Below are 25,357 nucleotides of genomic sequence, written 5' to 3'. Positions count from 1 at the left end.
CCCCTCGGTCAACCGGTATTACTCGCGTCGGCGGGGCTGAGATCCATCATGATGCTTTGTTGCGGCCGCAGGGTGACCTTCATCATCGGCTGAGGCGAAGTGCTGCTCCCGTTCCGCAGGCGGAACGCTGGCAGCAGAACCGCGAGGACGGTCACGGCTTCCATCACCGCGAACGCGTTACCGATGCAGACACGGGGACCTCCGCCGAAAGGCATATACGCATAGCGATGGCGGGCTTTCACGGCATCCGGCGCGAACCGGCGGGGGTCGAACATTTCCGGATCCGTCCAGAGCTTTGAGTGTCGGTGCACGGCATAGATCGGCACGTAGAGGACGGCACCTTCAGGAACGGTGTGCTCTCCGATCCGGAAGTCGCGCAGTGCGGTTCGGGTGATGATCGGCGCCGGCGGATAGAGCCGCATGGCTTCGGAGAACACCTGCCGGGTGTAGACCAGATCAGCGACATGCTCGGCCCGCAGAGGCCCTCCACCTGTCACCGACGCAATTTCGCGAAGCGCCTCGGCCTCCACGTCCGGGTGCCGGGCGAGAAGGTGGAATGTCCAGGCAAGACCGAGCGCCGTCGTCTCGTGACCTGCCGTGATGAAGGTCATCAGGTTATCGACGATCTCGTCATCGATCATCGTTCGACCAGTCTCCGGATCCCTGGCGTGGAGGAGCATCGCCACGAGGTCCTGCCTTGGATCATCCTGCTGCCGGCGCTCCGCGATCATGGCGGCAAGACTGGAGCGCAGATAGTGCACGGCGCGTGCCGCACCTCTTCGCCCGGGGTGCGGCATCCATGATGGTGCTCCGAGGATCGCCAGTGCGAACATCCATCCGCTCGGCTTCAGGTAATCGGTTATGGCACGCTCGGCGCGCTCGACATCGATAGCCCCGCCACCGGACATCATGGTGTCCACGATGATGTCGAACGTCGTCCGCATCATCTCGTGTCCAATGTCGATCCGGCGGGCCCCATCGCGCAACCAGCGGTCCCGCGTCCGCTCGGCAACCGCGATCATGGCCGGCTGAAGCGCCAGCAGCATCTCGTGCCGGAAGGCACCCGCGACGGACTGGCGCTGCCACCGCCAATGCGGGCCATCCGAAGTCAGGAGCCCTTGCCCCAAAGCGGGGCCGAGGGCGCGCCTTACCTCCACACCTTTCTCAAGTGCGTCCGCGTTCTTGACCAGCGCCTCGTGGATCAGGGCGGGATCGGCGATGTGTATCCTGGTCTTCCCTGCGAGCCGCGAGAATACGATTGGTTCGCTGAAGATCTCCGGGGGCAACGCTTTCAACGGGTTGCGGATGATGGCGCCGAGCACGTTCAGCATGGTCGCAGGACCGGATCGGGCGACCGGGCGGTGCGGCCCGGCTACCGGCAAGGTGTCATCGCTCATCGCTCGCTCCATCATCGCTGAACGCGAAAACAGATTGAGTGTCTTCGACGGCAATCAACCGCCCTGAGTTCAACGCGGCCCACGGACGCCATGGCGCCAGACGTGTCATCGTGATTGCCGAGCAAGCCTCAACTCGTCGGCTGCATGTCATTGTCCGAAGCCTCACCCACCGACGGCAATGCTCCGGTCCCGGGAGTGTTGTCCGGATTGGTCAGTTCCGGTTTTGCATGCGGCCCTGCGGCGGGCATTTTCGGCTCGTCGCCGCCACTGCTTTCGTTTGCTTGATTGTCCCCGGCCATGACCAAGTCCTAACCCAATGGCGCACGTTGTTTGGGTGAACTGCGTTCATCTGGCAGCTGTTGCGGTACCGGACTGTACGTACGGCACCTCATCACAGCCGGCGGACGGCGCGACATCGCGCAGGGACAAGGCACGGATCTAGGCGGGCCGCTTCCTGAGCTCCGTCACGGCAAAGGTCTGGGCGATCAATTCCGCCTCCCCGAACACCGTCATGAATGCGATGTCGCCGGCGTCTCGTCCGGTGGCGACGCGGACGAGGCCTTCCACCGGAGCGCGTCCGGTCGGATCGATCAGCTGCCAGCGCCCGCCTACATACACTTCGGCGACGGCGTGCATGTCCGGCGGGTCAAGCTTCCATGCATAGGCGCTCACCGCACGCGCAGGGATGTTCGCGGCGCGGCAGAAGGTGATCGCGAGATGCGAGAAGTCGCGGCAGACGCCAGCGCGTTCGGTGAACGTGTCCAGAGCGGTCGAGCGACCGTCGCTGACGCCGCGCCGGTAGTCGATATTGGTCCACAACCAGTCGAGCATGGCCTGGATCTTGTCGCCGCCCGCCAGAGCCCCGAACTGCTGCTCGACAAATCCGCAGAAGCGGTCGGAAGGACAGTATCTGCTTGGCAGCAGATAATTGAGTGCTTCCGGTGGGAGGCTGCGTATCGGCGTCGCCTTCACGCCGGACAGGTGAAGCGGCGTGCGGGTAAGCTGGACAGCCGCGGAATACAGCACGTCCACATCGCCGATGGCCGTAAAGACGGCGCGCCGCTCGCCCGTGTGGAGATCATCGAGACGCGCCACCCCGTCGGTGCTGATGATCTGGAGTTCCTCGCGGCTGACCGATTGGCTGCGGGTGCGCGCGGCCTCGATCAGCAGGAGCACCTCGGCTGGCTGCGAAAAGCGATAGGCGAGGCTCGCCTGCACGAACAGATGTATAACTTCGACGCACACGGCCCGCCTCCGGATGGGGGAACAAAGCCGCCCGATTCCATCCGGGATGCATGTTACCGGGCCATGTGTGACAAAGGGGCGGGAATTCGATCCGGCCGGCGGATTTTTGTCGATCGGCGCCCGGTGCGGCTCCGTCCCCCACCATGCCGCGGCCTGCTTGCCCGACGCACACGCGGTGCCCGCAGGGTGCGGTTTCGTTCAATCCGGGTGTGACACTTATGGGTCCTGCCCTGCTCGGATATGGTCCGGGAGGGATTTCGGGCTGCCGGAGCAGGGGTCATGAAGCTTCCGCTCACCAAACCCGCTGATTGCGGAAGCTTTCATCACACATGCCAAACGCGTTCGTCAGAAAGTTGGGCCAAGGCACCAGGCTGAGCGCCAGCGACGAGAAGGTTCTCGAGCCGCTGCTTCAACACGTGCAAAGCGCCGAAAGCGGGCGCGATCTTGAGGTCGAGGGGCTGTCATCCCGTTCTCTCGTGCTCGTGCTGGACGGGTGGGCGTGCCGGTACAAGCAGCTTGAGGATGGTCGAAGACAGATCATCTCGCTCTTCGTTCCCGGAGACCTGTCGGAGCCGTTCGGAACATTGCCGTCTCTCAAGGACAGCTCGATCGGGGCCCTCACGCCGGTCACTTACGCAAGGCTGCAGCCGGAAGAGCTTCAGCGTATCGCCCGGGAGAATGCGGGCATTCACCAGGCGCTCTGGTGGGATCTGCTGGTGACGATGTCCATGCAGGATGAGCGCGTGGTAAGCCTTGGCCGGCGATCGGCATCCGAGCGGCTCGGCCACCTCTTCTGCGAACTTTGCGCAAGGCTTGATCTGGTGGGGCTTGCGGAAGGCAATACATTCGACATGCCGATGACACAGGCGGACCTCGGCGACCTGCTGGGACTTTCCACCGTGCACGTCAACCGGTCGCTTCAGGAGCTTCGTGGCTCCGGCCTGATATCGCTGCGAAACCGCCGCCTCATCATTCATGACGTTGAGGAACTAGGGGCGATCTCGCTTTTTGATCCCGCCTACCTGCATGTTGGCAATGGATTGCCCGCCAGCCAGCCGGGACGCTCCACATCGTAACCCTCAACCAGCCGCAGGACCCTTCGCATGGATGCGAATGACGCCACACGCATAGCGGAACTGGAAGCCGACAATCTTCGGCTACGCCGGCTGTTGGATGCGCGCGGTGCGCCGGAGGAGCTCAGGCACCGGCTGAGAAGCACGGTCGGCATGCTCCGCGCCATCATCCGCAGGTCAGCGGAAAGCCGCGCAGGCGACATCGAGTCCTATATCGCTCACATCGAGGACAGGATGGATGCCATTGCCCGCGCGCAATCGCAGGCCGACAGCCGCGGATGGATAGATCTGCATGACCTGATCGCCGAGGAACTGTTCCGCTATGGCGCGGGAGAAGGCGAAAGAGCCGTCCTTGATGGCCCGTGCGTCCGTCTTCGTCCGCGTGCAGGCCAGATCCTGGCGCTGGCGTTCCACGAGCTTGCCGTCAACGCCATCGAGCACGGCGTCCTCGGTCATGCCGAGGGCCGGGTGCGGGTTGATTGGTCGCTGCAGGACGGCGGTCAGCGGCTCGGGCTGCTCTGGCAGGAACAGGGAGCGCGGGTCCAGGCCGAGCCCGTGCGTTCCGGCTTTGGCACCGAGGTGCTTACCCGTATGCTGCGTTATGAACTGAAGGCGGAAACCGATCTCGCCTTCGAGCGTGACGGGCTGCGCTGCAGCATCACAATGCCCATGAGCGACGCCGTCGGCACGGTTCACGTGCCTTAAGGGGGCACGACGCACGATGGCATGGCGCTGCGCGGTGACGTGCCGGCTTCATACGCTTTGATGTGGACGATCGGCGCTTTCCATGGGTAGCTCGATTGAGGTGCGCCCGCGACCGGCGCTTTGAGGGGTCATGACCGAGAAAACCAAACAAGACCCCGCCTTTGAGGCGCTCCTGCACCACATCCAGGAGAGCCGTGGGCTCGATTTCCGCGGCTACAAGCGCACCAGCCTCAAGCGCCGTATCACGCTGAGGATGGAGGCCGTCGGCGTGGATGATTTCGGAGCCTATCAGGGGCGTCTGGAGGCCGATCCCGGCGAGTTCGAGAACCTGCTGAACACCGTGCTGATCAACGTCACGTCCTTCTTCCGGGACGCCGAGGCGTGGGACGTGCTGAAGACGCAGGTGGTGCCGCTGCTCATCGCCCGTGCCGAGCCGGACCGGGCCGATCCGCATCTGGAGCGTCGGCTGTGCGTCGGGTCAGGAGCCCTTCTCCATCGCCATGCTGCTGGCCGAGCAGCTCGGCCCCGTCGAGTTCTGCCAGCGGGTGAAGATCTACGCGACGGACCTCGACGAGGACGCGCTGAAGGCCGCCCGCGCGGCGACCTACAGCCCACGGGACGTGGAAGACGTGCCGGCGGGATATCTCGAGAAGTATTTCGAGAAGACCAGCAATCACTACGTCTTCGATCGCGCTCTCAGGAAATGCGTGATCTTCGGACGGCACAATGTCGTCCACGATGCACCCATCTCGCGGATCGACCTGCTCGTCTGTCGCAACCTGCTGATCTACCTGGAGGGCGAGACGCAGTCGATCGTGCTGCCCCGCCTTCATTATGCGCTCAGCGGCGAGGGCTTCCTCTTCCTCGGAAAGGCCGAGACCCAGTTGGGCCGCTCGCCTCTGTTCCGGCCCGTGGAAACCAAGCACAGGATCTTCAGCAAGGTCGCCCAGGAATGGCGAAGGCCGTCCCCGTCGGGCTTCGGCGGCAGCCGCATTTCCCGGGTAGAGGCCCAACTGCCAAGCACGCAGCTTCTCGAATCCGTGCTCAACGAATCCGGAACGGCCCTGCTCGTCGTGGATGAAAGCGGGGCGGTGGCAGTCGCCAACAAGCCCGCGCGCCACCTGCTCGGCATTGGCGACGTCGATATCGGACGGCCCTTCCAGGACCTGCCGATCTCATACCGCCCGATGGAACTTCGCGGCCCCATCGAGGAGGTGTTTCGCCAGCGGCGCAGCATCAAGCTCGAGGACCAGGAATACCGCCTCACCCAGACCGAGGTGATGCGGCTGACGATCGACATACGGCCTCTGTGCCGCCCCGATGGCAGCGCCCATGCGGTCGTGCTGCTGTTTGCCGACACCACGCGCATGTACGGGCTGGAGCGTGAGCTCGAGACGGCGCAGGAGAGCCTTGAGAATTCCATCGAGGAGCTTCAGTCCGCGAACGAGGAACTGGAGACCACCAATGAGGAGCTCCAGTCCACGAACGAGGAACTGGAGACCACGAACGAGGAGCTTCAGTCCACAAACGAAGAGCTGGAGACGCTGAACGAGGAGGCGCGCTCCAGCAACGAGGAGATGGAATCGGTCAACGAGGAACTGCGCATCCAGGCCGAACAGGCCACCAGCTACCGGATCTACCTGGAATCCGTACTGCGCAGCATGAACGGCGGGATCATCGTGCTCGACCGCAAGCTCAAGATCCAGAGCTGGAACCGCTGGAACGAGAACGCCTGGGGCCTGAGGGCGGACGAGGTGGTCGGAACCGCACTGAACGATCTGGACATCGGCATGCCCGTCCAGCAGCTGGTGGAAGAGCTCGCCTCTGTGAGTGCCACCAAGAAGGAGCAGGTGGAGCGTGAACTCGAAGGGGTGGACCGGCGCGGCCGCCGCATCCTGTGTCAGGTCACGATATCGCCCCTACGGGACGAGAACGAGGAAAGCCATGGCCTCGTCCTGCTCTTCAAGGACGTGACCGAGGAGAGGCACAGGGAGGAATATGTCCGCTATCTCGGCCGCGTCGTGGGGAAGTCCTTGAACGAGATCTACTTCCTGGATCCGGCCTCGCTCCGCTTCATGCTCGTGAATGAGGGCGCCAGCCAGAAGCTTGGCTACGGCAAGCAGAAATTGCTGCAGATGAGCCTGATCGACGTGCTGGAAGCGCCTGTTGCAGGGGCTTTGAAGACCATGCTGATGCCGCTGATGAACGGGCAGAAGTCGGAGGTCGTCTTCGAAACCACGTTGAGGGCAGCGGACCGGAACTACCCCGCCGAGATCTGCATGCAGTACTTCGCGGAAGAGCATCCGCCGATACTGCTTGCGATGGTGCACGACACGACCGAACGTCAGGAACTGGCGCAGGCCAGCGGCTGATCAGCCGACATCGTCGCCTGTGGCGGTCTTGCGCAAGGTCGACATCGCGTCCTCCAGCACCTCGATCATGCGCGATGACTCGTCTGCCGCCTCCTTCCAGCGTCCCTCGGCACGCGGGAGACCCCGCATGTGGGCGCTGGCCCCCATCTGCTCGAAAAGGCGGATGCGGTCGCGGTGCGTGCGTGCGGCGATGCCCAGAGCTCGTTCCAGCTCATCGCTCTGGGCGGCGGCGAGGCCCAGCGGCGTGAAGGCGTGGCCGACCTGACACCGGAAGCGGATTTCATCCTGGGTGTCGATGCGGTTCAGCACGCCGCCGCAATCGGGGCACGAGATGTGGCTGGGTTGACCCGGGGTGATGATTTCGCTGTCCATGACGGCAAACTCCAGAGCGGCCATTTGATCCTCGACCCTGTATTCGTCCGGCAGAGGAATGCTGGGGCCGGCTTCCTCCGCCACGAGCGATGTCAGGAGATCGCCAAGCCCCGACAGCGGCACGACATGGCTGACATGGTCCCGCTTCAGCGCGTTGCGCGGCATGGATGGCCATGCCGCGTCGTCGGGATCCTGCACCACCGACAGGCCGCCGGCGGCGGTGATCGCGATCAGCCCGTCCGTGCCGTCATCCAGAAGCCCGGTCAGCACCACGCCGATCACGCGCCCTCCATAGGCAAGCGCCGCCGAGCGGAAGAGCGCGTTCACGGCCGGCCGGGTGCGGTTCTCGTTCGGGCCGCGGCGCATGAGGATCTTGCCCTCGCGCAGCAGCATGTGGTGGTCCGGGGCCGCCACATAGATGGTGCCCGTTTCCACGGGGTCGCCATCGGCCGGTGAGCGCGCCGGCAGCGGACCCACACGGTCGAGCAATTGCGGGAGCACGCTTCTTGCAGACGGCGAAAGATGCTGTGTGACGAAGATGGAGGCCGGGAGGTCCGCCGGCAGGCTGGCGCAGAGACGCTGAAGCGCCTCGACCCCACCCGCCGAAGCGCCGATCACTATGATGTCTCTCGTCGTCATCGTGGCTCCTAGCTAAGTGAAACGAAGCAGGAGCTTCGAGAGTTGCATCCATGTTAGCCGCTTGTGGCGGAACAGGTTCTACAGGCTTCGAACGAACCGGGATGCTGGCATGGATTCGCGGGAGCTTACAGGTGCGACTGGCGAGATCCAGAGACTGCTCGACGAGAACGAGCAATTGCGCACATCCCTCGAATCGTCGCTCGATGAGAATTCACGGCTGGCCGAAGACCGGGACCGCCTGCTCCATCGGGTGACTGTCCTCGCGCGTGAGCTGCAATTGGCGAACGCCGCATATCAGCGGCCCTCACCCGCACCGAGCCCTCTGGACGACCTCGGCAGGGAGGCGCTGCAAAGCCAGACGGAGGAAGAACTGCGGGTCGCGTTCGAGGAGCTGCAGGTCGTGACCGAGGAACTGGAGGTCGCGAATGCCAGTCTCCAGCAGACCAACGCGCAGCTCGAGGCGAGGGTACAGGAACGCACCCGTGAGCTTGCCACCATCAACGCCGCCCTGCGCAAGAGCGAAGCTGCCTTCCGCACCTTGATCGAAGGCATCCCGCAGCTTCCATGGCGCTCCCGGCGCGGTGGCGACTGGACGTGGTCAAGCCAGCAATGGACCAGCTACACCGGGCGCTCCCGGGAAGAGAGCCTTGGACCGGGCTGGCTGCTCGCCTTGCATCCGGATGATCGCGCGCGCGCAGAGGCGGCGTGGGCCGCCGCCAATCCCGCGCAGCCGCTCGAGTTCCCGGCAAGGATCTACCACGCCCGGGAGGGCCGCTACCGGCACTTTCACACCCGCGCGGCGCCGGTGCTGACCGAGGATGGGGCGGTTGCCGAATGGCTCGGCACGTGCACCGATGTCGACGACATCCTGCAATTGCAGCAGCGCCAGCGCGTCCTGGTGGACGAGCTCCAGCACCGCACCCGCAACCTGATGTCGGTCGTCCAGGCCGTGATGCTGCGGACCATCAAGGGCAGCACGTCGCTGGAGGAATTTCAGCGGTGCATGGACGACCGGATGCAGGCGCTGGCCCGTGCCCAGGGCCTTCTCTCCCGCAGCGGCGGGGGCAAGGTCACGTTCGACGCGCTGCTCCACGAGGAATTGTCGGCTCATGTCGACATCGATGAGGAAGGCAATGGCGCGCAGGTTTCGACCAGCGGCGCGCGCGGCATTCCCCTGCCGTCATCCTCCGTACAGACGCTGGCCTTGGCGTTGCACGAGCTGGCGACCAATGCCACCAAGTATGGAGCCTTGGCGACGGCCGATGGCCGGCTGGATGTTCAATGGGACGTGCTGCCGGGCGGCGGAGACGCTCCGCGCCTGCGCATGGAATGGACCGAGAGTTCGGTCGGAGAGATGCCCTTGCTCGGTGCCGAGGCAAAGGGCGGCGGCTACGGCCGCGAATTGATCGAGCGCGCCCTGCCATACCAGCTCGGAGCGCGGACCAGCTACTCGTTCGGAGCGGATGGGGTGCGATGCATGATCGAGGTCCCCGTATCCGCCGGAGAAACGCGTCTGGAGGATCAGGCATGAGCGACGGCGCGCTGAAAGACCTTCGGATTCTCGTGGTCGAGGATGAGTACCTGCTCGCCGAGGATCTGCGGGACGTGCTTTCGGCAGCGGGAGCCATTGTCGTCGGCCCGTGCCCGACCGTTGCGGATGCCATTGCCTGTCTCGACGCGGAGACACCGCTCGACATCGCGATCCTGGACGTGAACCTTCGTGGCGAGATGATCTTCCCGGTAGCCGAGCTGCTGGATGCCCGCGCGATCCCGTTCATCTTCACCACGGGCTACCAGCAGGAGTCGTTCCCCGAGAAGTTCTCGCGGGCCGCGCATCTGGAGAAGCCCGTCGCGGCCGACAAGGTCGCCAGTGCCGTGATGGAACAGGTGCACCGCTCCGCCTAACCGGCGAGGGAATGGCTGCCGCGAGCACCTGGCTCGCGGCCTCCTGCAGCTAGTGCATGGCCGGCTGGTGCCGTCCCGCGCTTGAGTGGATCGTGGGGGACGGCACGTCCTTGGCTCCGGCCACGACGCCGTTTTCGACGATCGTCTTGTAGGCCGCTTCCGGAAGGCCGTAGCTCTCGCCGGCAATGGCCTGAAGCGCTGCCCGATCTCGGATCACCACCGTTCCACGGGTTGCCTTGATCAGCCTGTCGCCCTCGAGGACGTGGAGGGCCGTCGTCACACCTGCGCGCCGGACACCAAGCATCAGAGCCAGCGTCTCATGGGTGATGCGGATCTCGTCCTCGCCCAGGCGGTCCTGGCACATGAGAAGCCAGCGCGCGAGCCGGGGTTCGATGTTGTAGCGGCCATTCGCAAGAGCGGTTTGCTCCACCTGTATCGCGAAACATTCCCTGAATTTCAGGAACAGATCGCGCGCCTCGTTGCACCTCTCGATCAGATCGAGAAAGTTCTCCCGCTCGATGCGCAGGGCGGATGCGGGGATCTGCACAAGGACCTTGTGAGAGGACGTGGCCAGTCCGGAGAGGACCTGCAAACCGCTCATCGCCTCATTGCCGAGAAGCCCGACCTCGATCTCCTCATGGCCCGACGCCGCGATCACGGACGCGATGCCTCGCTCGAAGAAATGTATGTGCCGGATGGGGCTGCCAGGCTCCTGCAGAACGCTTCGAAGAGGCAATTCCACCCGCTGCAGGAAAGGGCGGAAGCGAGCAGCATCCTCATCGCCGAGAAGGTTGAGGAGCTTGTTCGTGGTGCCGAGATCGTCCATGGGAACCTCGCTGGAAACATTCGATGGCCCTGCACGAGCCACGACTTCTCCACCCATATTCCGGCTCTACGATCCCGGCGGCCTTAACAAAGGTTTAGTTCACCGCCCGATTTCAGATTCATCGATAGGTCCCGGTGAAGCTCAGGGACAACTTACCGCAGCGCCCGCTTAAGCTCGCTCTTCGACATCTTGGATCGTCCGGGAATGTTGCGGGCTTGTGCCTCGGCATAGAGGTCGGACTTGGTTTCACCGCCCTCTTTTGCGGCCTTCGCCGTGTCTCCATGGCGCTCCTTGGCTTTCGTCTTCTTCAGGCTCTCCCGGTTCTTCTTCGGGGTCTCCTGGTTCGAGGCGCCGGCTTCGCGAAGGCCGATGGCGATGGCCTGTTTCGGATTCTTGACCTTGGGCCCATCGCCGTTGATGCGCAGTTCGCCGTGCTTGAACTCGTGCATCACCCGGGCGACGGTTTCCTTCTGTGCCTTGCTTTGCTGCCGAGCCATGGTTCGCCTCCGCCTTCTGCCCTTCCAACGGTCAGGGCGGGCATCGGTTCAGAAGAGCCGGGCCAAGCGCCATCAGGGTTCCAAACCGCGCCGAGACGCTCGCATGCGCGGTGTTGATCCGGGAGCCGGCCGGACGTTGCCCGGGAGGATCACCAGCCGAGGTCTGCCGGATTTCCTGCCAGGCACTCGCGATCGGCTGTCGGCTTAACCTTCGTTAAGGCGGCACATCGCGCCGTGATCTCTCATGCCCGTCATAGGGAGGCCAGCATGGAAACACGAACCGCTTATATCCGAACCCTCGGGCAAGCCTGGGTGGTCCAGCGGCCGTCCGAGAAGCCGCAGCTCTTCGCGACACGTGACGCGGCCGTTCGAGCCCTGTTGATGTGGGCCAATTCCGCGCATCCGGCTCCGACCGTGATCCAGGTCCAGATTGCAGCAAAGGATGGGGCACCGACACGGGTGGCCTTCGAAGCCGTACCGGGCGCCCTGGTCTTCAGCGGCTCCCCTGCGGAGATCGAACGCACCTCATGATGAATGGCGGCCGACACCTTTCAGGCACCCGGCGACGTCTTCGCCTCAGAGGGGCATGTCGGCAGTTGTACTGCGGACCGGCCTGAACACCTGCGGCGCCGTCCTTGCGAAGGTTTGCCGGCCGGCCTTGAAGCCTGCCACGGGCGCCGCCCCTTCTGCGACCGCGGTGATCGCGTCCGCCGTCCGGAGCGCGACGAAATCAGCAGCGGCACCGACATGCACGCCGTAGTGCTCCAGGTTCATCAAACGTGCGGGGGCCGTGGTGACAAGATCGAGGCAGGTGCGGAAACCTGCCGGATCGACCTGTGCGACATTGGCGTAGAAGTTCGCCATCCGCATCAGCGAGGCATCGCCGAAGGGCGTGAACGGGTTCAGCACATTGTTCGTGGCCACGGAGCAGTTGACGCCGTGCGCCATCAGCCGATGGGCCGGCGTCAGCCCACGCGGCACATCGTGGCTGCATGCGCGCCCCATCAGGTACAGGTCCGTTGCCGGAAGCACCGTCACCGCGACACCGCATTCGGCAAGCCGCCGCGCGATCGCCTCGAGCATTTCAGGCGGCACGGCGGATAGCTTGGTTACATGCCCGATCGCCACCCGCCCGCCCCACTTTGCCCGTTCGGTTGCGGTGCAGATCAGGTCAAGATGCATCCAGGATGGATCGAGATCGAAGTCGAGATGAAAGTCGAGGTCGAGATCGTAGCGGCCCGCGAGGCTGAAAAGGATCTCGATCTGCCTTGCGGGATCGGTGTCCGTATAGGGACAGCCGCCGAGCAGGTCCGCGCCGGCCTCGATGGCCTGGATCAGCAGATCTTCGGTCCCGGGCAGGTTCGTCAGCCCCTCCTGCGGGAAGACGCAGATCTCAAGATCGAGCGCCCAGGCATAGTCGCGCTTGAGGCGCCGCACGGCTGCGAAACTTCGCAGGCCCACCGTGGGGTCGATCTCCAGATGCGTCCGCATATGGGTGGTGCCATGGACGATGGCGCTTTCGAGCACACGGGCGCCGCGCGCATAGACATCCTCCTCGGTGAACCCCTCCTTCAGGCGGGACACGGCGGCGATGGCTGCGGAAAGGTCGCCGAGCGCGGGATCGCAGCGGTCGAGAAGGCACGCCTTGTCGAGATGCACATGGCTATCGACGAAGGCGGGGATGATGAGCGCGCCACCGAGGTCGAGGTGCGGATGGTCGCCGGCTATGCCGGGAGCGATGTCCACGATGCGGCCGTCCGCGACGCCGATATCGAAGCGGCCGATGCGGTCCAGCAGGCAGACGTCGCGAAGCAGGAGTTGAAGCGGCATGTCCCGTCACGAGATTGCGGGTGGTGACGTCACAATAGCGGAACTCCCGGCAGCCACACCGCCCATAAATTGCGCAAACTTGCCGAATGAAAGTGCATGCATGTTACGGATGAGAAGCTAACCTCCGCCCAAAGGAGAGCCCCATGACCAGCAACACGCCAGACGCCGAAATCGTGCGCGCCTATCTCACCGCCAGCATGATCCCCGATCCGGATGCGGCGGCGGCCTATATGAAGCCGGGAACCGAGATCACCTTTACCGGAGGGCGGATTTTCGATCATCCCCGTGGCCCCACGGCGTTCAATGCCGGCCGCTACAAGTGGGTGAAGAAGCGCATGGATCGCTTCGATGTCGCTCCGGGCGATGGGGAGACGGTGGTCTACAGCGTCGGCACACTCTACGGGGAATGGCTGGACGGCACCCCGTTCGAAGGCAACCGGTATGTCGACCGCTTCGTCGTGCGCGACGGAATGATCGTCAAGATGGATGTCTGGAACGACAGCGCCGAACGCCTGTTGGTCGCCCACGGGCTGGTCGAGCCCTAAACCGCCTTCTGTCTGGATGGAGCCGCAGACATTCGTGCGTCCCGGCGCAGGCCGGGACCCATACGCCGTGAGGAAGCGGCTCCTTCCTCGCAGGGAGAGGCCCAGCGCAATCGAGGCTCAGAGCGTATGGGTTCCGGCCTCGCACGCTCGTTGGAATATCGCCTAACCCGCCGCTACCCTTCGGCTGTCCTCGGCGTAGGGGGCCAGGATGTCCATGATGTCCAAGTCCCGGGCCTTGCCGGACTGAAGCAGCGCGCGGTCGGCAACCGCCTCGATGTGGTGCTGCATCAACGTGATCGCGTGCTCGGCATTGCCCTCTTCCAAAGCGCGGATGATTTCGCGGTGTTCGTTCACCGCGCATTCCGATGAATGCGGCCGGCTGAACAGCGAAAGCGTCAGGCAGCAGCGGTAGGAGATTTCGCCGACATAGCGGATCAAAATGGGGCTCTGCGTCATCTCCGCCAGCAGGATGTGGAACTCTGTCGCGAGGCGGATCGAGATCGGGTTCGGGCCGCCATGCGCGGCCTCCTCCGCATCGACATGGGAATGCAGCGCGGCGATCTGCGCCTTGCTCAATTGTCCGGCAAGCTGGCGGACGACGAGGCGCTCCAGCTCAACGCGAACATCGAATGCGTCGCGCGCCTCCTGCCAGCTCGGCGTCGCGACCACCGCGATGCGGTTTCTCCGCAGTTCGACCAGACCCTCGGCCGCAAGCTGCCCCAGCGCATGGCGCGCGATGGTGCGGCTCACTCCGAAGCGCTCGCCGAGCGCATCTTCCGGCAGCTTGGTGCCCGGCTTCAGGGCCTGCTCGATGATGGCGCGGCGCAGCGCGCGACAGATAGGGCTGACGCGATCCCCCCTCTTGCCGTCGCCTTCGCGTTCTCCTGCCAATGCCCGGTCCCCTTCATTTCTCCTTTTAGATAGCGCCGCGAACGCTCCACCCGCAAGCGGCTCCGCGCAAACTGGCATCCTGCTTGCATGCACTTCTCGTCATGAGCAGCATGCAACATCAACAAACAGGCACCCCGCACCAGACCGCCATCGAACTGTCCGGCGCCGGCGTCACCTTCGGCCGTGGCAATGAGCGGGTTGCAGCGCTGTCCGCCACCACCATGCGCATCCCTGACGGGGAGTTTGTCGCGCTCGTCGGCCCGTCCGGCTGCGGCAAGTCCACCATCCTGCGGCTTGCGAGCGGCTTGATCCAGCCGACCGAGGGCGCCGTGATCGTGGGCGGGCGCGAAGTGGCGGCCAAGGCGCTGCGCATCGGCATGGCCTTCCAGAACCCGACCATGCTGCCGTGGATGACCATCGAGCAGAACATCATGCTGCCGCTCAAGATCGTGCAGCCGTTCCGCTCCGAGTTCCGGGCGAAGAAGCGCGGCGAGTTCCGCGACCGCGCACACGCCCTGCTGGAACAGGTCGGCCTGAAGGGCTTTGCCAAGAGTTATCCCTGGCAGCTTTCCGGCGGGATGCTTCAGCGCGCCAATCTCTGCCGGGCGCTGATCCACGAGCCACGCCTCCTTCTCCTCGACGAGCCGTTTGGCGCTCTTGACCAGTTCACCCGCGAAGAACTGTGGATGATCCTGCAGGATCTGTGGCTCACCCACCGGCCGACCGTTCTCCTGGTCACGCACGATCTGCGCGAGGCGGGCGTCCTCGCCAGCCGCATCTGCGTGATGAGCGCGCGGCCGGGCCGCGTCATCGACGACAGCCCCGTGGAGTTCCCGCGCCCGCGCACCGTCGCCCAGACTTTCGAACCAGATTTCGTGGCGCTCAACCTGCGCCTGCGTGCCCTCATCGTCGAGGCGCGCACCTCCTCCCAGCCAGCGGTGGCGTCATGAACGATCTTCGTCTGAAGCAGAAGGTCTGGGCCGGCCTGCTCATCGTCGGTTTCTTCGTCGCCTGGGAGGTGTTCTGCCTCGTATCCGGAATGTCCGACCTGATCTTGCCTCGCCCGACCCAGGTGTTCGACACGCTCATCGCGCGCCTGCCCATCCTGTGGCCGCACATCGTCCAGACGGTGATGACCACCATGGTCGGCTTCGTGCTGGGCGTGGCGCTGGGCGTGCTGCTCGGCGCGGTGATCGGCGTCTCGCGCGTTGCCTACGACACCGCCTACCCGCTGCTGATCGGCTTCTCGTCCATCCCCAAGGTGGCCGTCGTGCCTATCTTCGTCCTGTGGTTCGGCTCCGGAACGGTGCCGGCGGTGCTGACCTCGCTGTCGATCTGCTTCTTCCCCATCGTCGTCAACATCGCGACGGGCCTCGCCACCACCGAGCCTGAGATGGAGGACGTGCTGAAGGCGCTCGGCGCCTCCAAGCTCGATATCCTGTGGAATGTCGGGCTGCCGCGCACGATGCCCTTCTTCTTCGCCTCGCTGAAGGTCGCCATCACCTACGCCTTCGTCGGAACGGTGCTGGCCGAGACCGTCGCCTCCAACCGCGGCATCGGCAATGTGATGATGAGCGCGTCGTCCAATTTCGACGTGCCGCTGGTCTTCGCCGGCCTCTTCATCCTCGCGGCGCTGGGCGTCGCCCTCTACGTCGCCTTCTCGCTCATCGAAAGCCGTGTCACCGGCTGGGCCACCCGCAAGAACGACTTCGCGGCGGCCTGATCAAACCCGCCCCCGCCTCCACAGGAGAACACCGATGCTGAAAGTGCTGACCGCAGGCCTCGTCGCAACCGTCATGATGACGGGCGTTGCGCTGGCGCAGGAGACCACCATCCGCTTCACCCTGGGCTGGAAGACGCAAGGTTCGGACGCCGCCTTCTTCCTGGCCAAGGACAAGGGCTACTTCAAGGAAGAAGGCCTCAACGTCACCATCGACCAGGGCGAGGGATCGGGCGCCACCGTCACGCGCATCATGGGCGGCGCCTATGATGCCGGCTTCGGAGACGTCAACGCCATCATCCAGAACTCCTCGACACGGCCCGAAGACGCGCCGGTCATGGTCTACATGATGTGGAACCAGCCGCCTTTCGCCGTGGTGACCAAGACCACCAGCGGCATCGAGAAGCCGGAGGATTTCCAGGGCCGCACCCTGGGCGGCGCGCAGGGCACGCCCACCACGCGCCTGCTGCCCGTCTTTGCCAAGAAGAACGGTCTGGACATGTCCAAGATCAACGTCTCGAACATGGCGCCGAACCTGCAGGAGCCGATGATGATCCGCGGCGACATCGACGGCGCGCTGGTGTTCAACATCACGAGCTACTTCAACCTCGTGCTGAACCGTCAGGACCCGGACAAGGACTACCGCTGGTTCCAGTTCGGTGACTTCGGCCTCGATCTGTATTCCAATGGCCTCATGGTCTCGCGCAAGCTCATCAAGGAAAACCCCAAGGCCGTCGCCGGCCTCGTCCGCGCCACCAATCGCGCGCTGATGGAAATCGCGGGGGACCAGGATCTCGGCATGAAGGCTGCGGTGAACTTCGACAACCTCATAAATGTCGAGGTGGAGAAGCGCCGGCTGCAATTCTCGTTCGAGAAGCTGATCGTCTCCGACGAGATGAAGGAGATCGGCGTCGGCGATATCAAGGACGACCGCATGGCGCGTGCCATCGGCTTCGTGGTTGAAGGCTACGACCTCAAGCGCACGCCCACCCCGGCCGAAATCTTCTCGCGCGAGTTCCTGCCGGCTCGCGGCGAGCGCAACCTCGTCTACACGAAGAACTAATGCCCATGCCCGCCCCGCAGACACATACCGACGCTTCCGACGCCTTCTGCGGGGCGGGCGATCTTCGCGGAGGTGGTGTCCGGATCACCCAGACCGACGGCGTCATCACCGCTGTCGAGCCCTGTCCCGGAGCGGCCGAACACCGGCGGCTCCTCATCCCGGCACTGGTCAATGCGCACGACCATGCGCGTCCTGCCATGTCGTCCTTCGGCGCAGCCGACATGCCGCTGGAACTCTGGCTGCCCCGCGCCTCCTTCGCCACGCCGCCGGACCCACATCTCGCCGCCGCCGTGTCTTTTGCGCGCTCCGCACGCGCCGGCTGTGGCTCCGTCATGGTGCACTACACCCGCCCCAGCGGCCGCATGGACATGATCGGAGAGGCGCGCGAGATCGCCCGCGCCGCCGGCGATGTCGGCGTCCGCATCGCCTTTGCGCTCGCGGTGCGAGACCGCAATCCCCTCGTCTACGGTGACGAGAGCGGCGTGCTTGCCGAAATGCCCGATGACGCCCGGCACACGATCAACGCGCTCTTTCGCCGCCCCCCGCCGGAGCCGCGCGCCTATGTGGACCTCGTCGATGCCATCGCGGCCGAGATCGCGGGTCCGATGGTTGACGTGCAGTACGGCCCGGCCGGAGTGCAATGGTGCTCGCGCGCTTTGCTCGAAACCATCGCCGAGCGCTCGGCCGCCACCGGGCGGCGTGTGCACATGCATCTGCTCGAAACCGGCCTCCAGCGCGCCTGGGCAGACCGCGAATTCCCGGAAGGCGTCGTGGGTTACCTCCGCGACATCGGCCTTCTCTCGCCGCGCCTCACTCTGGCGCACTGCGTTCATGCGACCGCGGACGAACTCGACATGATCGCGGAGGCGGGTGCCACCATCGTCACCAACTTCTCCTCCAACCTCCACATCCGCTCCGGCGTCGCGCCCATCGCCGATGCGCACCGGCGCGGCTGCGCGATTGCGGTCGGGATCGACGGGCTCGCCTTCGACGAGGACGACGATGCGCTGCGCGAGATGCGCCTCGTCCAGGCCATGCATGGCGGCTGGGGCTTCGGGCGCACCTGGACGCAGGAGACGTTCCTCGAAGCGACGGTGGCCAATGGCCGCCGCTCGGTCGGAGCGCCGGGAGCGGGCCGCATCGCACCGGGAGAAGCTGCCGATTTCGCGGTGCTCGACCTTGACGTGCTCGACCGCGACCAGATCATGCCGGTGGACCCGGTGAAGATGCTCTTCGCGCGCGGCAACCTCTCCGCCATACGCGAGGTGGTGGTCGCGGGGCGGACGATCGTGCGCGACGGGCAACCAACCGGGGTGGACCTCGACGCCATGCAGGCCGATCTGCGGCGCCTGTTCAGGGCGGACCGCAATCCCGCGCTCGAAGCGGCGTGGCCATCCTATCGGGAGGCCCTCACCCGCTGGTACGGCGCCTTCGCGGGCTGCTGCTGATGTCCGTGCTCGCGCGTTCCACACGCGGCATGGTGACGAGCCCGCATGCGCTCGTCAGCGAGGCCGGCCGCCGCGTGCTGGCCGAGGGCGGCAATGCCATAGAGGCGGCCATCACCATGGCGGCGGCCATCGCGGTAGCCTATCCGCATTTCTGCGGCATCGGCGGAGACACCATCTGGCTCGTCTCGGACGCCGAGGGCGATGTCCTCGCCCTCACGGGGATAGGACAGGCGGCGCGCGACCTCCCGCAATTCGACGCGGCGATCCCCACCCGTGGTCCCGGCTCCGCGCTGACGACGGCCTGCGCCGTCGACAGTTGGGCGATGGCTCATGATCATTCGCAAAGCCGCTGGGGCGGAACGCGCAGCTTCGCCTCTTTGCTGGAACCGGCGATCACCCTTGCGGCGGACGGCATTCCGCTCAGCGCCTCGCAGGCCTTCTGGCTGGACTTCCGCCGCCACGAGGTGGAGGGCTGGCACGGGTTCGGCAACATTTTCATGCCCGGCGGGCAGCCACCGATCACCGGCGAGACTTTCCGGCAGCCTGATCTCGCGCGCAGCCTTGAGGCCATCGCCCGCCATGGCGCCCGCGAATTCTATGAAGGCGAGCTTGCCCGCCGCATAGCGCAGGGCCTTGCAGAGGCGGGATCACCGATCACCGCCGCCGATCTTGCGGCGACGCGAACGCGGCAGGAGGCCCCGCTCAGCCTCGACTACCGCGGACTGACCCTCCTCGCTCCGCCGCCGCCGACACAGGGCATCACCACGCTTGCTATCATGGGCGTTCTCGCGGAACTGGGGTTCGACGGCGTCGAGGAAGGCAGCGCCGCCTACTACCACCGGCTGGTCGAGGCGGTGAAGCAGGCCTTTCTCGACCGAGGCATGATCGCCGACCCCGATTTCGCACGCGTGGAGATCGACCGCCTCCTCTCGCCCGAGCAGCTGGCGGCGAAGGCGCGCGCCATCGATCCGGACCACGCGCTCGCCTGGCCCCAGCCCTTCCGCACCGGTGACACCGTCTATCTTGCCGCCATGGATGCCGAAGGGCGCGGCGTCAGCATGCTGCAAAGCACCTATTATGACTGGGGAAGCGGCGTCGTTGCCGGCGATACGGGCATCATCTGGCAGAACCGCGGGGCGGCCTTCAGCACGGACGCGGCCAGCTCCAACCTCATCGCACCGGGCAAGCGGCCGTTCTACACGCTCAATCCCGGCATGGCGCTACGTGATGGGCGGCCGCACATCCTCTATGGCACGCAGGGCGCCGACGGCCAGCCGCAGACGGTCGCCTCGATCCTGACGCGGTTGATCGACTACGGCATGGACCCGCTCGAGGCCCTGTCTCGTCCCCGCTTCCTGCTGGGCCGGACCTTCTCCGACAGCCGCGACAGCCTCAAGATCGAAGAGGATGTGGGCGAGGCGTGCGTGGAGCGGTTGGGGCAACTCCGGCACGAGATTTCGGTCATACCCGCGTCCAGTCCACTCAGTGGACAGGCGGGTATCATTCACCGGGATGCGCGCGGCACGATCACTGGCGCACATGACCCGCGAAGCGATGGCTGCGCGCTCGGGCTGGAGAGCTGACGCGGATCAGGAAGACCTGGAGCTCCGTACGATGTCACGCCCTCGCGGGTTTCGACGGGCGCCCAGGGCAAGGGCCGCAGCCGCAACGCCAACGCCCAGCGCTGCCGCGAGCAGCTTTCCACGGTTCATGGTCGCCCAGAGCTGCGGACTCCACGTATGGGATTGCGCATCGAAGCGACCATGCGCGCCGCGATCTCCCGGGACGGGTTCGTAGAGGTTGTCGCGGTATCCGGGCTCGCGCGGCTCCTCCGCCTGCTGACCCGACACCGCCGTCGCCGCGAGGTGATGGTCGAGCAGCGGCGATGCCAGATGGTCGCCCCAAATCGCCTGCAAAGCGGGGAAGCCGACGACCACCTCTTTCCTGCGGCTCGCGGCCGCGAAGATGATCGCGCGCGCCGCGATCTCCGGCTGGAAAGGCGGGCTCGCCGGCTGGGCCTTGTTCGGCAGATTGGTGCGTATCCAGTCGAACTGGGGCGTGTTCACGCCCGGCAGCTGGACCATGGTGATGCGCACATCGCTCTTCGCGTGGATCAGCTCCGACCTGACGGAATCCTGGAAACCCTGCAGCGCGTGCTTCGCGCCGCAATAGGCGGACTGGAGCGGTATCCCGCGATAAGCCAGTGCCGAGCCGACCAGGACGATCGTGCCGTGGTTGCGCGGCAGCATGCGCTTCAGGGCCGAGCGGGTTCCGTAGACCTGCCCATAATAGGTCACCTCCGTGACGCGACGGAAATCCTCCATGGCCATGTCCATGAAGCGCATCAGCACGCCGGCGAAGGCGCAGTTGATCCAGATGTCAATGGGGCCGAAACGCTCCTCGACCCTTGCCGCCGCGTGCTCCACGGCATCCGCATCCGCTACATCGAGGGGCAGGATCAGCGCCTCGCCGCCCGCGGACCGGACGTCCCGGGCGGCGCCTTCGAGCCCTTCGCGCCCCCGCGCGATCAGCCCGATGCGGGCACCCTGCGCCGCATAGGCCCGCACGACCGCGCGGCCGACGCCCGCCGAGGCTCTGGTAACGACCACCACGGGTCCGCGTCTGCCTTGCTCTCTCATCTGGCCTCCCGGAACGTCGCAGATGCCCCGTGCAGCGACCTGTTCATGAAGGGGAACGTTGCGAAGACGAGGTGGTCTCCGGTGCTCACGCCATTGTCATGAGCGGCGGGATGTCAGTCCCTGACTTCGCCGCCCACCTGATCCGCTTCCTGCGGAACGCGCTTCAGTGGCGTGAGCGCCTTGAGGGTGATGAAGGTCACCACAGAAAGAAGGATGGCGATGTCGTAGGCACCAAGCCCGATAGCCGTCCCGATGGCGCCCGTGCTCCAGAGGCTGGCTGCGGTCGCCGTGCCCCGCACGGAGTCCTTGAGCCGCAGGATGGCGCCGCCGCCGATGAAGCCCATTCCGGTGATGATGCCCTCCACCACGCGTGCCGTTCCCTCGGGGTGGCCGTTCAGGACCGTTTCCGCAGCCTGCACGAAGCCGCAGCTGGCAACCGCGACGAGCGGAAACGTGCGCAGCCCGGCGCTGCGCTCCTCCTTCTCGCGGTCCCAGCCAATCGGAAGAGCAAGCACATAGGCCGCGAACAGCGCCACGAAGTGGGGGACGAAGTCGAACGTTGCGGTGGCGAGGAATTGCTCGATCATCACGCCAGTTTGCCCCAGCCGGCCCGGGGGTCAATGACCCACGGCTAGTGGCAACTGGATGCGAGAAGTATCGGAAGCCCCGTGATGATGGTGGCGGCCAAGGCAGCAAGATTGGCGGCCGGCAACAGAACGCCCAGAAATGGCTTCACCGGCTCAAGTCCTTGCCGCACCCGCTGCCTGGCAAGCCAGACGACCACGCCCCCCAGCAGGATGAAGGCCAGCCAGACGATGGCCGTCGCGATCTTCTGGAGCGACGTCGGGCCGATCCCGACGCGGTCCCAGCCCAGCCAGCAGCCGAGCGAGAAGACGGCATAGACCGCCGAGAACGCGGCGCTCCAGACGACGAATCCGCTGATCGCCAGCAGAAGGTCGGTCGCCCGCGCGCCTCTCATCGCAGTGCCGCCGGGAGAACGTAGAGCACGATCAGCGACACCGCTCCCACCAGGGCAGCATGCATCTGCCAGAGAGCCGCGATGCGCAGGTCCGAGGCACGGCGGGCCGACACGAAGCCAGTGAGCATGCGGTAGACGCAGAAGCCCCCGAAGACCGCGCCCAGGCCGGCGTGGAAGCCCGCATAGGCGAGAAGGGCGCCGCTCGTCGCCGAATAGGCGTGGGCTGTCGGATCAGGCAAGGACACGTAGCCAAGATAGGCAAGCCCCGCCACCGCCATGACGCTGCTGGCTCCCGAGAGAGCGGCCCAGAAAACCGGCCGGCCATCCGTCCGGACAATCTGGGCAGCCCGTGCGGCGGCGACACCCGCGGCAACAAGCGCAAGGGCTGTCGCAAGGGCCGGCATTTCCCCGCTGGCGATCATTTCCGACGGAGGCCAGCCCGGAGCGGAGACGACGAGGAACAGGAACGAGAAGACAAGGCTGACAAAGAGGGTGCTGTCGGCGAGGAGCACGAAGATCATGGCCCATAGGGACGGTGCATCACCCGATTCCGCATGATGCGGAGCCGTTTCGCCGTGCCCGATGTCGAGCAGCCCGTGGTCCCGGCGTTCGCCGGTGCGCGTCCAGGCGAGCAGCAGCACGAGGACGGCCACTGCCGCCAGCGGCGTCAGCCAGTACTGCTTGAAGAGCAGCGACAGAAACACCACGCCGGTCGCAAGCGCGCTCCACAACGGGAGGAACGTGTTGTTCGGCAATACGATGAGTTGCTGCACGTCGGCGCGCACGATGCTGGTGCCGAGCGTCTCCATCCACCCATTTCGCGCGAACGGCAGATAGCCGCCGCCCGCCGCCAGCCGGCGCGGAAGATCGGGATCGGCCCGCAACGGTTCGCGGCTCGACACGCGCGGCAGGGACGCGATGCCGTAGCTCGGCGGCGGGGTGGCCGTGGCCCATTCCAGCGTCTCCGCCTTCCACGGGTCGCGCGGGCTGCGCGGTCCAAAGCGGCTTTGCAGCAGCACATCCATCGCGAACAGCGCGAAGCCCATGGTCAGCACGAAGCCGCCGAAGGAGGACAGCAGGTTCAGCATGTCCCAGCCATGTTCGGCGGGATAGGTGCTGATGCGGCGCGGCATGCCCCTGAGGCCCGTCAGGTGCATCAGGAAGAAGGTGAGGTTGAAGCCGATGAAGATCAGCGCGAAGGAGAAGTACCCCAGCCGGTAGACCGTGGTTCGGCCCGTGAAGTGCGGCAGCCAGTAATAGGCGGCGGCCAGCATGGGGAAGACGAAGCCGCCGACCAGCACGTAATGGAGATGGGCCACCACAAAGTAGGTGTCGTGCGCCTGCCAGTCGAACGGCACCACGGCCACCATGACGCCGGTCAGGCCGCCGAGCACGAAGACGAAGAAGAACCCGAACAGGAACAGCATGGGCAGCTTCAGCTGCGGCCGCCCGGCCAGCAGGGTCGCGATCCAGGAGAAGATCTGCACGCCGGTCGGGATCGCCACCAGCATGCTCGCGGCCGAGAAGAAACCCAGCGCAAGATGCGGGATGCCCGTCGTGAACATATGGTGCACCCAAAGGCCGAAGCTGAGGAAGCCCATGGCGATGATGCTGACGACGATCCAGCTGTAGCCCGTCAGCGGATGGCGGGCGAGCACCGGGATCATGGTCGAGATCAGCCCCGCCGCCGGCAGGAAGATGATGTAGACCTCGGGATGGCCGAACAGCCAGAACAGGTGCTGCCACAGCAGCGGGTCCCCTCCCCGCACGGGATCGAAGAACGGCCAGTCGAACACCCGCTCCACCTCCAGCAGGATGGAGCCCAGGATGAGCGGCGGGAAGCCCACCAGCATCATCATGGCGGTGACGAGCATGTACCAGGCGAAGATGGGCATGCGGTCCAGCGACATGCCGGGTGCGCGCATCTTCAGGATCGTGACCACGATCTCGACCGCGGCACCGATGGCCGAAATTTCGACGAAGGTGATGCCGAGCAGCCAGACATCCGAGTTGATGCCGGGCGTGTAGGTGCTGGACGACAGCGGCGTGTACATGAACCAGCCGCCGTCCGGCGCCGCGCCCGCAAGCAGCGCGACGATGAGGATCGAGCCGCCGAAGATGTAGCACCAGAAGCCGTAGGCGCTGAGGCGGGGGAAGGCCATGTCCCGCGCGCCCAGCATCTTCGGCAGCAGGTAGATCGCCAGTCCCTCGAACATGGGGATGGCGAACAGGAACATCATGATCGTGCCGTGCATGGTGAAGATCTGGTTGTAGATCTCCGGCCCGATGAAGGCGCTGTTCGAGGTCGCCAGTTGCGCGCGGATCAGCATCGAGAGCATGCCGCCGATGGCGAAGAAGATGAAGGCGGCGATGATGAAGCGGCGACCGATCACCGTGTGGTTGACGGCGGACAGGCGGCCCCAGCCGGGCGGCGTGTCCCAGATCGCGGACAGCGCCTTGTGCAGGGCTATGGGGGACAGGGGGGCGCTCATGGCGTCACCGCGCTTGCGCGGGCAGCATCCGCCACGTCGAAGCTTTCGGCAGCTACGGCCTCGACCGTGAGGAACATCGTGGAGTGGCCGACACCGCAGAATTCCGCGCAGACACCGCGATAGGTGCCCGGCCGGTCGGCCATCAGCCTGATGATATTGGTGTGGCCCGGAATGGCGTCCATCTTGCCCCCGAGCCGAGGGATCCAGAAGCTGTGGATCACGTCGGCGCTGGTGACATGGAGATCGACCGGCCGACCGGCGGGTATGCGCAGCACGTTCCGCGAAGGCGACGAGCCATCCGGTGCGCTGAATTCCCAGCTCCACATGCGCGCGGTGCCGTGGATTTCGAGCGCGTCCTCCGCCGGCTGAGGCCGCAGCCGGTCGCCCTGAAGCAAGGCGTAGACGAGCAGGGCCGACAGCACCACGGTCGGAAACGCCAGTCCGCCCCAGAGCGGCCAGCGTGACCAGTGGACCCGGGCCAACGGGCGCGAGGGCAGGAAGGCCGCGGCCACAAGCGTGAAGACGATGAGGGAAATGACAGCCGCGCCAGCCAGCATCACCCACCAGAGATCCGCAATGGCGCTGGCGGCAGGTCCGGCGGGATCCAGCGTCGACAGCGGCCCGTCGCAACCGCCGAGCCCAAGCGCGGCAAGCCCGGCACCTGCCCCCCGGAACCACACGGCCGCGGCGCGCGTTCGGCCAGCAGCGCCGAACATCCA

25 protein-coding genes and 1 pseudogene are annotated in these 25,357 nt (G+C 65.5%); 13 read left to right on the top strand and 13 right to left on the bottom strand.

The features are described 5' to 3' along the window. Positions 1-8 precede the first annotated feature (8 nt). The 3 genes from SCD90_RS07485 to SCD90_RS07475 all read right to left on the bottom strand — a co-directional run bounded on the left by SCD90_RS07485 (position 9) and on the right by SCD90_RS07475 (position 2,642). Positions 9-1,397: a cytochrome P450 gene (locus SCD90_RS07485; protein ID WP_425265653.1), complete on the bottom strand. Its 1,389-nt coding sequence runs from the start codon at positions 1,395-1,397 to the stop codon at positions 9-11. Between the two features lie 128 nt (positions 1,398-1,525). Next, entirely contained in the window at positions 1,526-1,696 is a 171-nt protein-coding gene (locus SCD90_RS07480; protein WP_319844027.1) for a hypothetical protein, read from the bottom strand. 139 nt (positions 1,697-1,835) lie between these two features. Then, the gene (locus SCD90_RS07475) at positions 1,836-2,642 is read right to left on the bottom strand and encodes a transglutaminase-like domain-containing protein (protein ID WP_319844026.1); all 807 of its coding nucleotides are present in this window, start codon (positions 2,640-2,642) and stop codon (positions 1,836-1,838) included. Positions 2,643-3,058: 416 nt separating this feature from the next. Between SCD90_RS07475 and SCD90_RS07470 the strand changes: the two genes are divergently transcribed. From SCD90_RS07470 to SCD90_RS07460, 4 genes and pseudogenes are all read left to right on the top strand, one after another. Continuing rightward, positions 3,059-3,718, top strand: a complete 660-nt coding sequence (locus tag SCD90_RS07470; protein ID WP_319844025.1) for a Crp/Fnr family transcriptional regulator — start codon at positions 3,059-3,061, stop codon at positions 3,716-3,718. A gap of 27 nt (positions 3,719-3,745) precedes the next feature. Beyond that, entirely contained in the window at positions 3,746-4,420 is a 675-nt protein-coding gene (locus SCD90_RS07465; protein ID WP_319844024.1) for an HWE histidine kinase domain-containing protein, read from the top strand. Between the two features lie 130 nt (positions 4,421-4,550). Next, positions 4,551-4,721: pseudogene (locus SCD90_RS16605) on the top strand (hypothetical protein); the annotation flags it as partial. 124 nt (positions 4,722-4,845) lie between these two features. After that, positions 4,846-6,792, top strand: coding sequence for a CheR family methyltransferase (locus SCD90_RS07460; protein WP_319844023.1), 1,947 nt, complete (start codon positions 4,846-4,848; stop codon positions 6,790-6,792). On the opposite strand, the gene SCD90_RS07455 is transcribed toward SCD90_RS07460, so the two are convergent. Next, positions 6,793-7,803 carry a chemotaxis protein CheB gene (locus SCD90_RS07455; protein WP_319844022.1) on the bottom strand — a complete coding sequence of 337 codons (1,011 nt, stop codon included), beginning with the start codon at positions 7,801-7,803 and terminating at the stop codon, positions 6,793-6,795. Between the two features lie 109 nt (positions 7,804-7,912). On the opposite strand from SCD90_RS07455, the gene SCD90_RS07450 reads away from it, so the two are divergent. Further along, positions 7,913-9,334 carry a sensor histidine kinase gene (locus SCD90_RS07450; protein WP_319844021.1) on the top strand — a complete coding sequence of 474 codons (1,422 nt, stop codon included), beginning with the start codon at positions 7,913-7,915 and terminating at the stop codon, positions 9,332-9,334. Continuing rightward, positions 9,331-9,708 carry a response regulator gene (locus tag SCD90_RS07445; protein WP_319844020.1) on the top strand — a complete coding sequence of 126 codons (378 nt, stop codon included), beginning with the start codon at positions 9,331-9,333 and terminating at the stop codon, positions 9,706-9,708. Before SCD90_RS07450 ends, SCD90_RS07445 begins: the two co-directional genes overlap by 4 nt. A 49-nt stretch (positions 9,709-9,757) precedes the next feature. Here the strand turns inward: SCD90_RS07445 and SCD90_RS07440 are convergent, their stop codons facing one another. Together SCD90_RS07440 and SCD90_RS07435 are read right to left on the bottom strand one after the other, a co-directional pair. Then, positions 9,758-10,576, bottom strand: a complete 819-nt coding sequence (locus SCD90_RS07440) for a Crp/Fnr family transcriptional regulator (RefSeq protein ID WP_319844019.1) — start codon at positions 10,574-10,576, stop codon at positions 9,758-9,760. A gap of 110 nt (positions 10,577-10,686) precedes the next feature. Next, positions 10,687-11,031, bottom strand: coding sequence for a DUF6496 domain-containing protein (locus SCD90_RS07435; protein WP_319844018.1), 345 nt, complete (start codon positions 11,029-11,031; stop codon positions 10,687-10,689). A gap of 267 nt (positions 11,032-11,298) precedes the next feature. On the opposite strand from SCD90_RS07435, the gene SCD90_RS07430 reads away from it, so the two are divergent. Next, positions 11,299-11,562: a hypothetical protein gene (locus SCD90_RS07430; protein ID WP_319844017.1), complete on the top strand. Its 264-nt coding sequence runs from the start codon at positions 11,299-11,301 to the stop codon at positions 11,560-11,562. A 45-nt stretch (positions 11,563-11,607) separates the two neighbouring features. On the opposite strand, the gene SCD90_RS07425 is transcribed toward SCD90_RS07430, so the two are convergent. Further along, positions 11,608-12,861: an amidohydrolase family protein gene (locus SCD90_RS07425; RefSeq protein WP_319844016.1), complete on the bottom strand. Its 1,254-nt coding sequence runs from the start codon at positions 12,859-12,861 to the stop codon at positions 11,608-11,610. 143 nt (positions 12,862-13,004) lie between these two features. Between SCD90_RS07425 and SCD90_RS07420 the strand changes: the two genes are divergently transcribed. Further along, the gene (locus tag SCD90_RS07420; RefSeq protein WP_319844015.1) at positions 13,005-13,406 is read left to right on the top strand and encodes a nuclear transport factor 2 family protein; all 402 of its coding nucleotides are present in this window, start codon (positions 13,005-13,007) and stop codon (positions 13,404-13,406) included. A 162-nt stretch (positions 13,407-13,568) separates the two neighbouring features. Here the strand turns inward: SCD90_RS07420 and SCD90_RS07415 are convergent, their stop codons facing one another. Next, positions 13,569-14,297 carry a GntR family transcriptional regulator gene (locus SCD90_RS07415; protein ID WP_319844014.1) on the bottom strand — a complete coding sequence of 243 codons (729 nt, stop codon included), beginning with the start codon at positions 14,295-14,297 and terminating at the stop codon, positions 13,569-13,571. Positions 14,298-14,407: 110 nt separating this feature from the next. Here SCD90_RS07415 and SCD90_RS07410 point away from each other — a divergent pair, with 110 nt between their 5' ends. Genes SCD90_RS07410 through SCD90_RS07390 form a run of 5 tightly spaced genes read left to right on the top strand, consistent with a single transcriptional unit; the run spans position 14,408 to position 20,111 of the window. After that, positions 14,408-15,247 (top strand): ABC transporter ATP-binding protein, encoded by an 840-nt coding sequence (locus SCD90_RS07410; RefSeq protein WP_319844013.1) that lies wholly within the window; start codon positions 14,408-14,410, stop codon positions 15,245-15,247. After that, positions 15,244-16,020 (top strand): ABC transporter permease, encoded by a 777-nt coding sequence (locus SCD90_RS07405; protein WP_319844012.1) that lies wholly within the window; start codon positions 15,244-15,246, stop codon positions 16,018-16,020. Before SCD90_RS07410 ends, SCD90_RS07405 begins: the two co-directional genes overlap by 4 nt. A 34-nt stretch (positions 16,021-16,054) precedes the next feature. Beyond that, a complete protein-coding gene (locus SCD90_RS07400; protein WP_319844011.1) occupies positions 16,055-17,080 on the top strand; it encodes an ABC transporter substrate-binding protein in 1,026 nt (341 codons plus the stop codon). A 5-nt stretch (positions 17,081-17,085) separates the two neighbouring features. Then, on the top strand, positions 17,086-18,528 hold the full coding sequence (locus SCD90_RS07395) for an amidohydrolase family protein (protein WP_319844010.1): 1,443 nt from the start codon (positions 17,086-17,088) through the stop codon (positions 18,526-18,528). Further along, a complete protein-coding gene (locus SCD90_RS07390; protein ID WP_319844009.1) occupies positions 18,528-20,111 on the top strand; it encodes a gamma-glutamyltransferase family protein in 1,584 nt (527 codons plus the stop codon). Before SCD90_RS07395 ends, SCD90_RS07390 begins: the two co-directional genes overlap by 1 nt. A gap of 6 nt (positions 20,112-20,117) precedes the next feature. Here the strand turns inward: SCD90_RS07390 and SCD90_RS07385 are convergent, their stop codons facing one another. From SCD90_RS07385 to coxB, 5 genes are all read right to left on the bottom strand, one after another. After that, the gene (locus SCD90_RS07385; protein WP_319844008.1) at positions 20,118-21,167 is read right to left on the bottom strand and encodes an SDR family oxidoreductase; all 1,050 of its coding nucleotides are present in this window, start codon (positions 21,165-21,167) and stop codon (positions 20,118-20,120) included. A gap of 113 nt (positions 21,168-21,280) precedes the next feature. After that, positions 21,281-21,754, bottom strand: coding sequence for an MgtC/SapB family protein (locus SCD90_RS07380; protein WP_319844007.1), 474 nt, complete (start codon positions 21,752-21,754; stop codon positions 21,281-21,283). Positions 21,755-21,798: 44 nt separating this feature from the next. After that, positions 21,799-22,146: a hypothetical protein gene (locus SCD90_RS07375; RefSeq protein ID WP_319844006.1), complete on the bottom strand. Its 348-nt coding sequence runs from the start codon at positions 22,144-22,146 to the stop codon at positions 21,799-21,801. Beyond that, positions 22,143-24,638, bottom strand: a complete 2,496-nt coding sequence (gene ctaD, locus SCD90_RS07370) for a cytochrome c oxidase subunit I (protein ID WP_319844005.1) — start codon at positions 24,636-24,638, stop codon at positions 22,143-22,145. Before ctaD ends, SCD90_RS07375 begins: the two co-directional genes overlap by 4 nt. Beyond that, on the bottom strand, positions 24,635-25,354 hold the full coding sequence (coxB, locus tag SCD90_RS07365) for a cytochrome c oxidase subunit II (protein WP_319844004.1): 720 nt from the start codon (positions 25,352-25,354) through the stop codon (positions 24,635-24,637). The genes ctaD and coxB overlap by 4 nt, the downstream gene beginning before the upstream one ends. Positions 25,355-25,357: the final 3 nt, after the last annotated feature.

Origin of the sequence: Terrihabitans rhizophilus, from assembly GCF_033898525.1 — a bacterium.
Taxonomy (GTDB): Bacteria; Pseudomonadota; Alphaproteobacteria; order Rhizobiales; family Methylopilaceae; genus Flaviflagellibacter; species Flaviflagellibacter rhizophilus.
Note: the sequence above shows the minus strand (reverse complement) of the source record. Positions and strands in the feature narration are given on the sequence as shown.

What these genes read in the sequence shown, in the direction of transcription:
- SCD90_RS07485 (WP_425265653.1), bottom strand. Translation starts at nt 1,397, where the DNA reads ATGAGCGATGACACCTTGCCGGTAGCCGGGCCGCACCGCCCGGTCGCC.
- SCD90_RS07480 (WP_319844027.1), bottom strand. Translation starts at nt 1,696, where the DNA reads ATGGCCGGGGACAATCAAGCAAACGAAAGCAGTGGCGGCGACGAGCCG.
- SCD90_RS07465 (WP_319844024.1), top strand. Translation starts at nt 3,746, where the DNA reads ATGGATGCGAATGACGCCACACGCATAGCGGAACTGGAAGCCGACAAT.
- SCD90_RS07455 (WP_319844022.1), bottom strand. Translation starts at nt 7,803, where the DNA reads ATGACGACGAGAGACATCATAGTGATCGGCGCTTCGGCGGGTGGGGTC.
- SCD90_RS07450 (WP_319844021.1), top strand. Translation starts at nt 7,913, where the DNA reads ATGGATTCGCGGGAGCTTACAGGTGCGACTGGCGAGATCCAGAGACTG.
- SCD90_RS07445 (WP_319844020.1), top strand. Translation starts at nt 9,331, where the DNA reads ATGAGCGACGGCGCGCTGAAAGACCTTCGGATTCTCGTGGTCGAGGAT.
- SCD90_RS07435 (WP_319844018.1), bottom strand. Translation starts at nt 11,031, where the DNA reads ATGGCTCGGCAGCAAAGCAAGGCACAGAAGGAAACCGTCGCCCGGGTG.
- SCD90_RS07430 (WP_319844017.1), top strand. Translation starts at nt 11,299, where the DNA reads ATGGAAACACGAACCGCTTATATCCGAACCCTCGGGCAAGCCTGGGTG.
- SCD90_RS07425 (WP_319844016.1), bottom strand. Translation starts at nt 12,861, where the DNA reads ATGCCGCTTCAACTCCTGCTTCGCGACGTCTGCCTGCTGGACCGCATC.
- SCD90_RS07420 (WP_319844015.1), top strand. Translation starts at nt 13,005, where the DNA reads ATGACCAGCAACACGCCAGACGCCGAAATCGTGCGCGCCTATCTCACC.
- SCD90_RS07410 (WP_319844013.1), top strand. Translation starts at nt 14,408, where the DNA reads ATGCAACATCAACAAACAGGCACCCCGCACCAGACCGCCATCGAACTG.
- SCD90_RS07405 (WP_319844012.1), top strand. Translation starts at nt 15,244, where the DNA reads ATGAACGATCTTCGTCTGAAGCAGAAGGTCTGGGCCGGCCTGCTCATC.
- SCD90_RS07400 (WP_319844011.1), top strand. Translation starts at nt 16,055, where the DNA reads ATGCTGAAAGTGCTGACCGCAGGCCTCGTCGCAACCGTCATGATGACG.
- SCD90_RS07395 (WP_319844010.1), top strand. Translation starts at nt 17,086, where the DNA reads ATGCCCGCCCCGCAGACACATACCGACGCTTCCGACGCCTTCTGCGGG.
- SCD90_RS07390 (WP_319844009.1), top strand. Translation starts at nt 18,528, where the DNA reads ATGTCCGTGCTCGCGCGTTCCACACGCGGCATGGTGACGAGCCCGCAT.
- SCD90_RS07385 (WP_319844008.1), bottom strand. Translation starts at nt 21,167, where the DNA reads ATGAGAGAGCAAGGCAGACGCGGACCCGTGGTGGTCGTTACCAGAGCC.
- SCD90_RS07380 (WP_319844007.1), bottom strand. Translation starts at nt 21,754, where the DNA reads ATGATCGAGCAATTCCTCGCCACCGCAACGTTCGACTTCGTCCCCCAC.
- SCD90_RS07375 (WP_319844006.1), bottom strand. Translation starts at nt 22,146, where the DNA reads ATGAGAGGCGCGCGGGCGACCGACCTTCTGCTGGCGATCAGCGGATTC.
- ctaD (WP_319844005.1), bottom strand. Translation starts at nt 24,638, where the DNA reads ATGAGCGCCCCCCTGTCCCCCATAGCCCTGCACAAGGCGCTGTCCGCG.
- coxB (WP_319844004.1), bottom strand. Translation starts at nt 25,354, where the DNA reads ATGTTCGGCGCTGCTGGCCGAACGCGCGCCGCGGCCGTGTGGTTCCGG.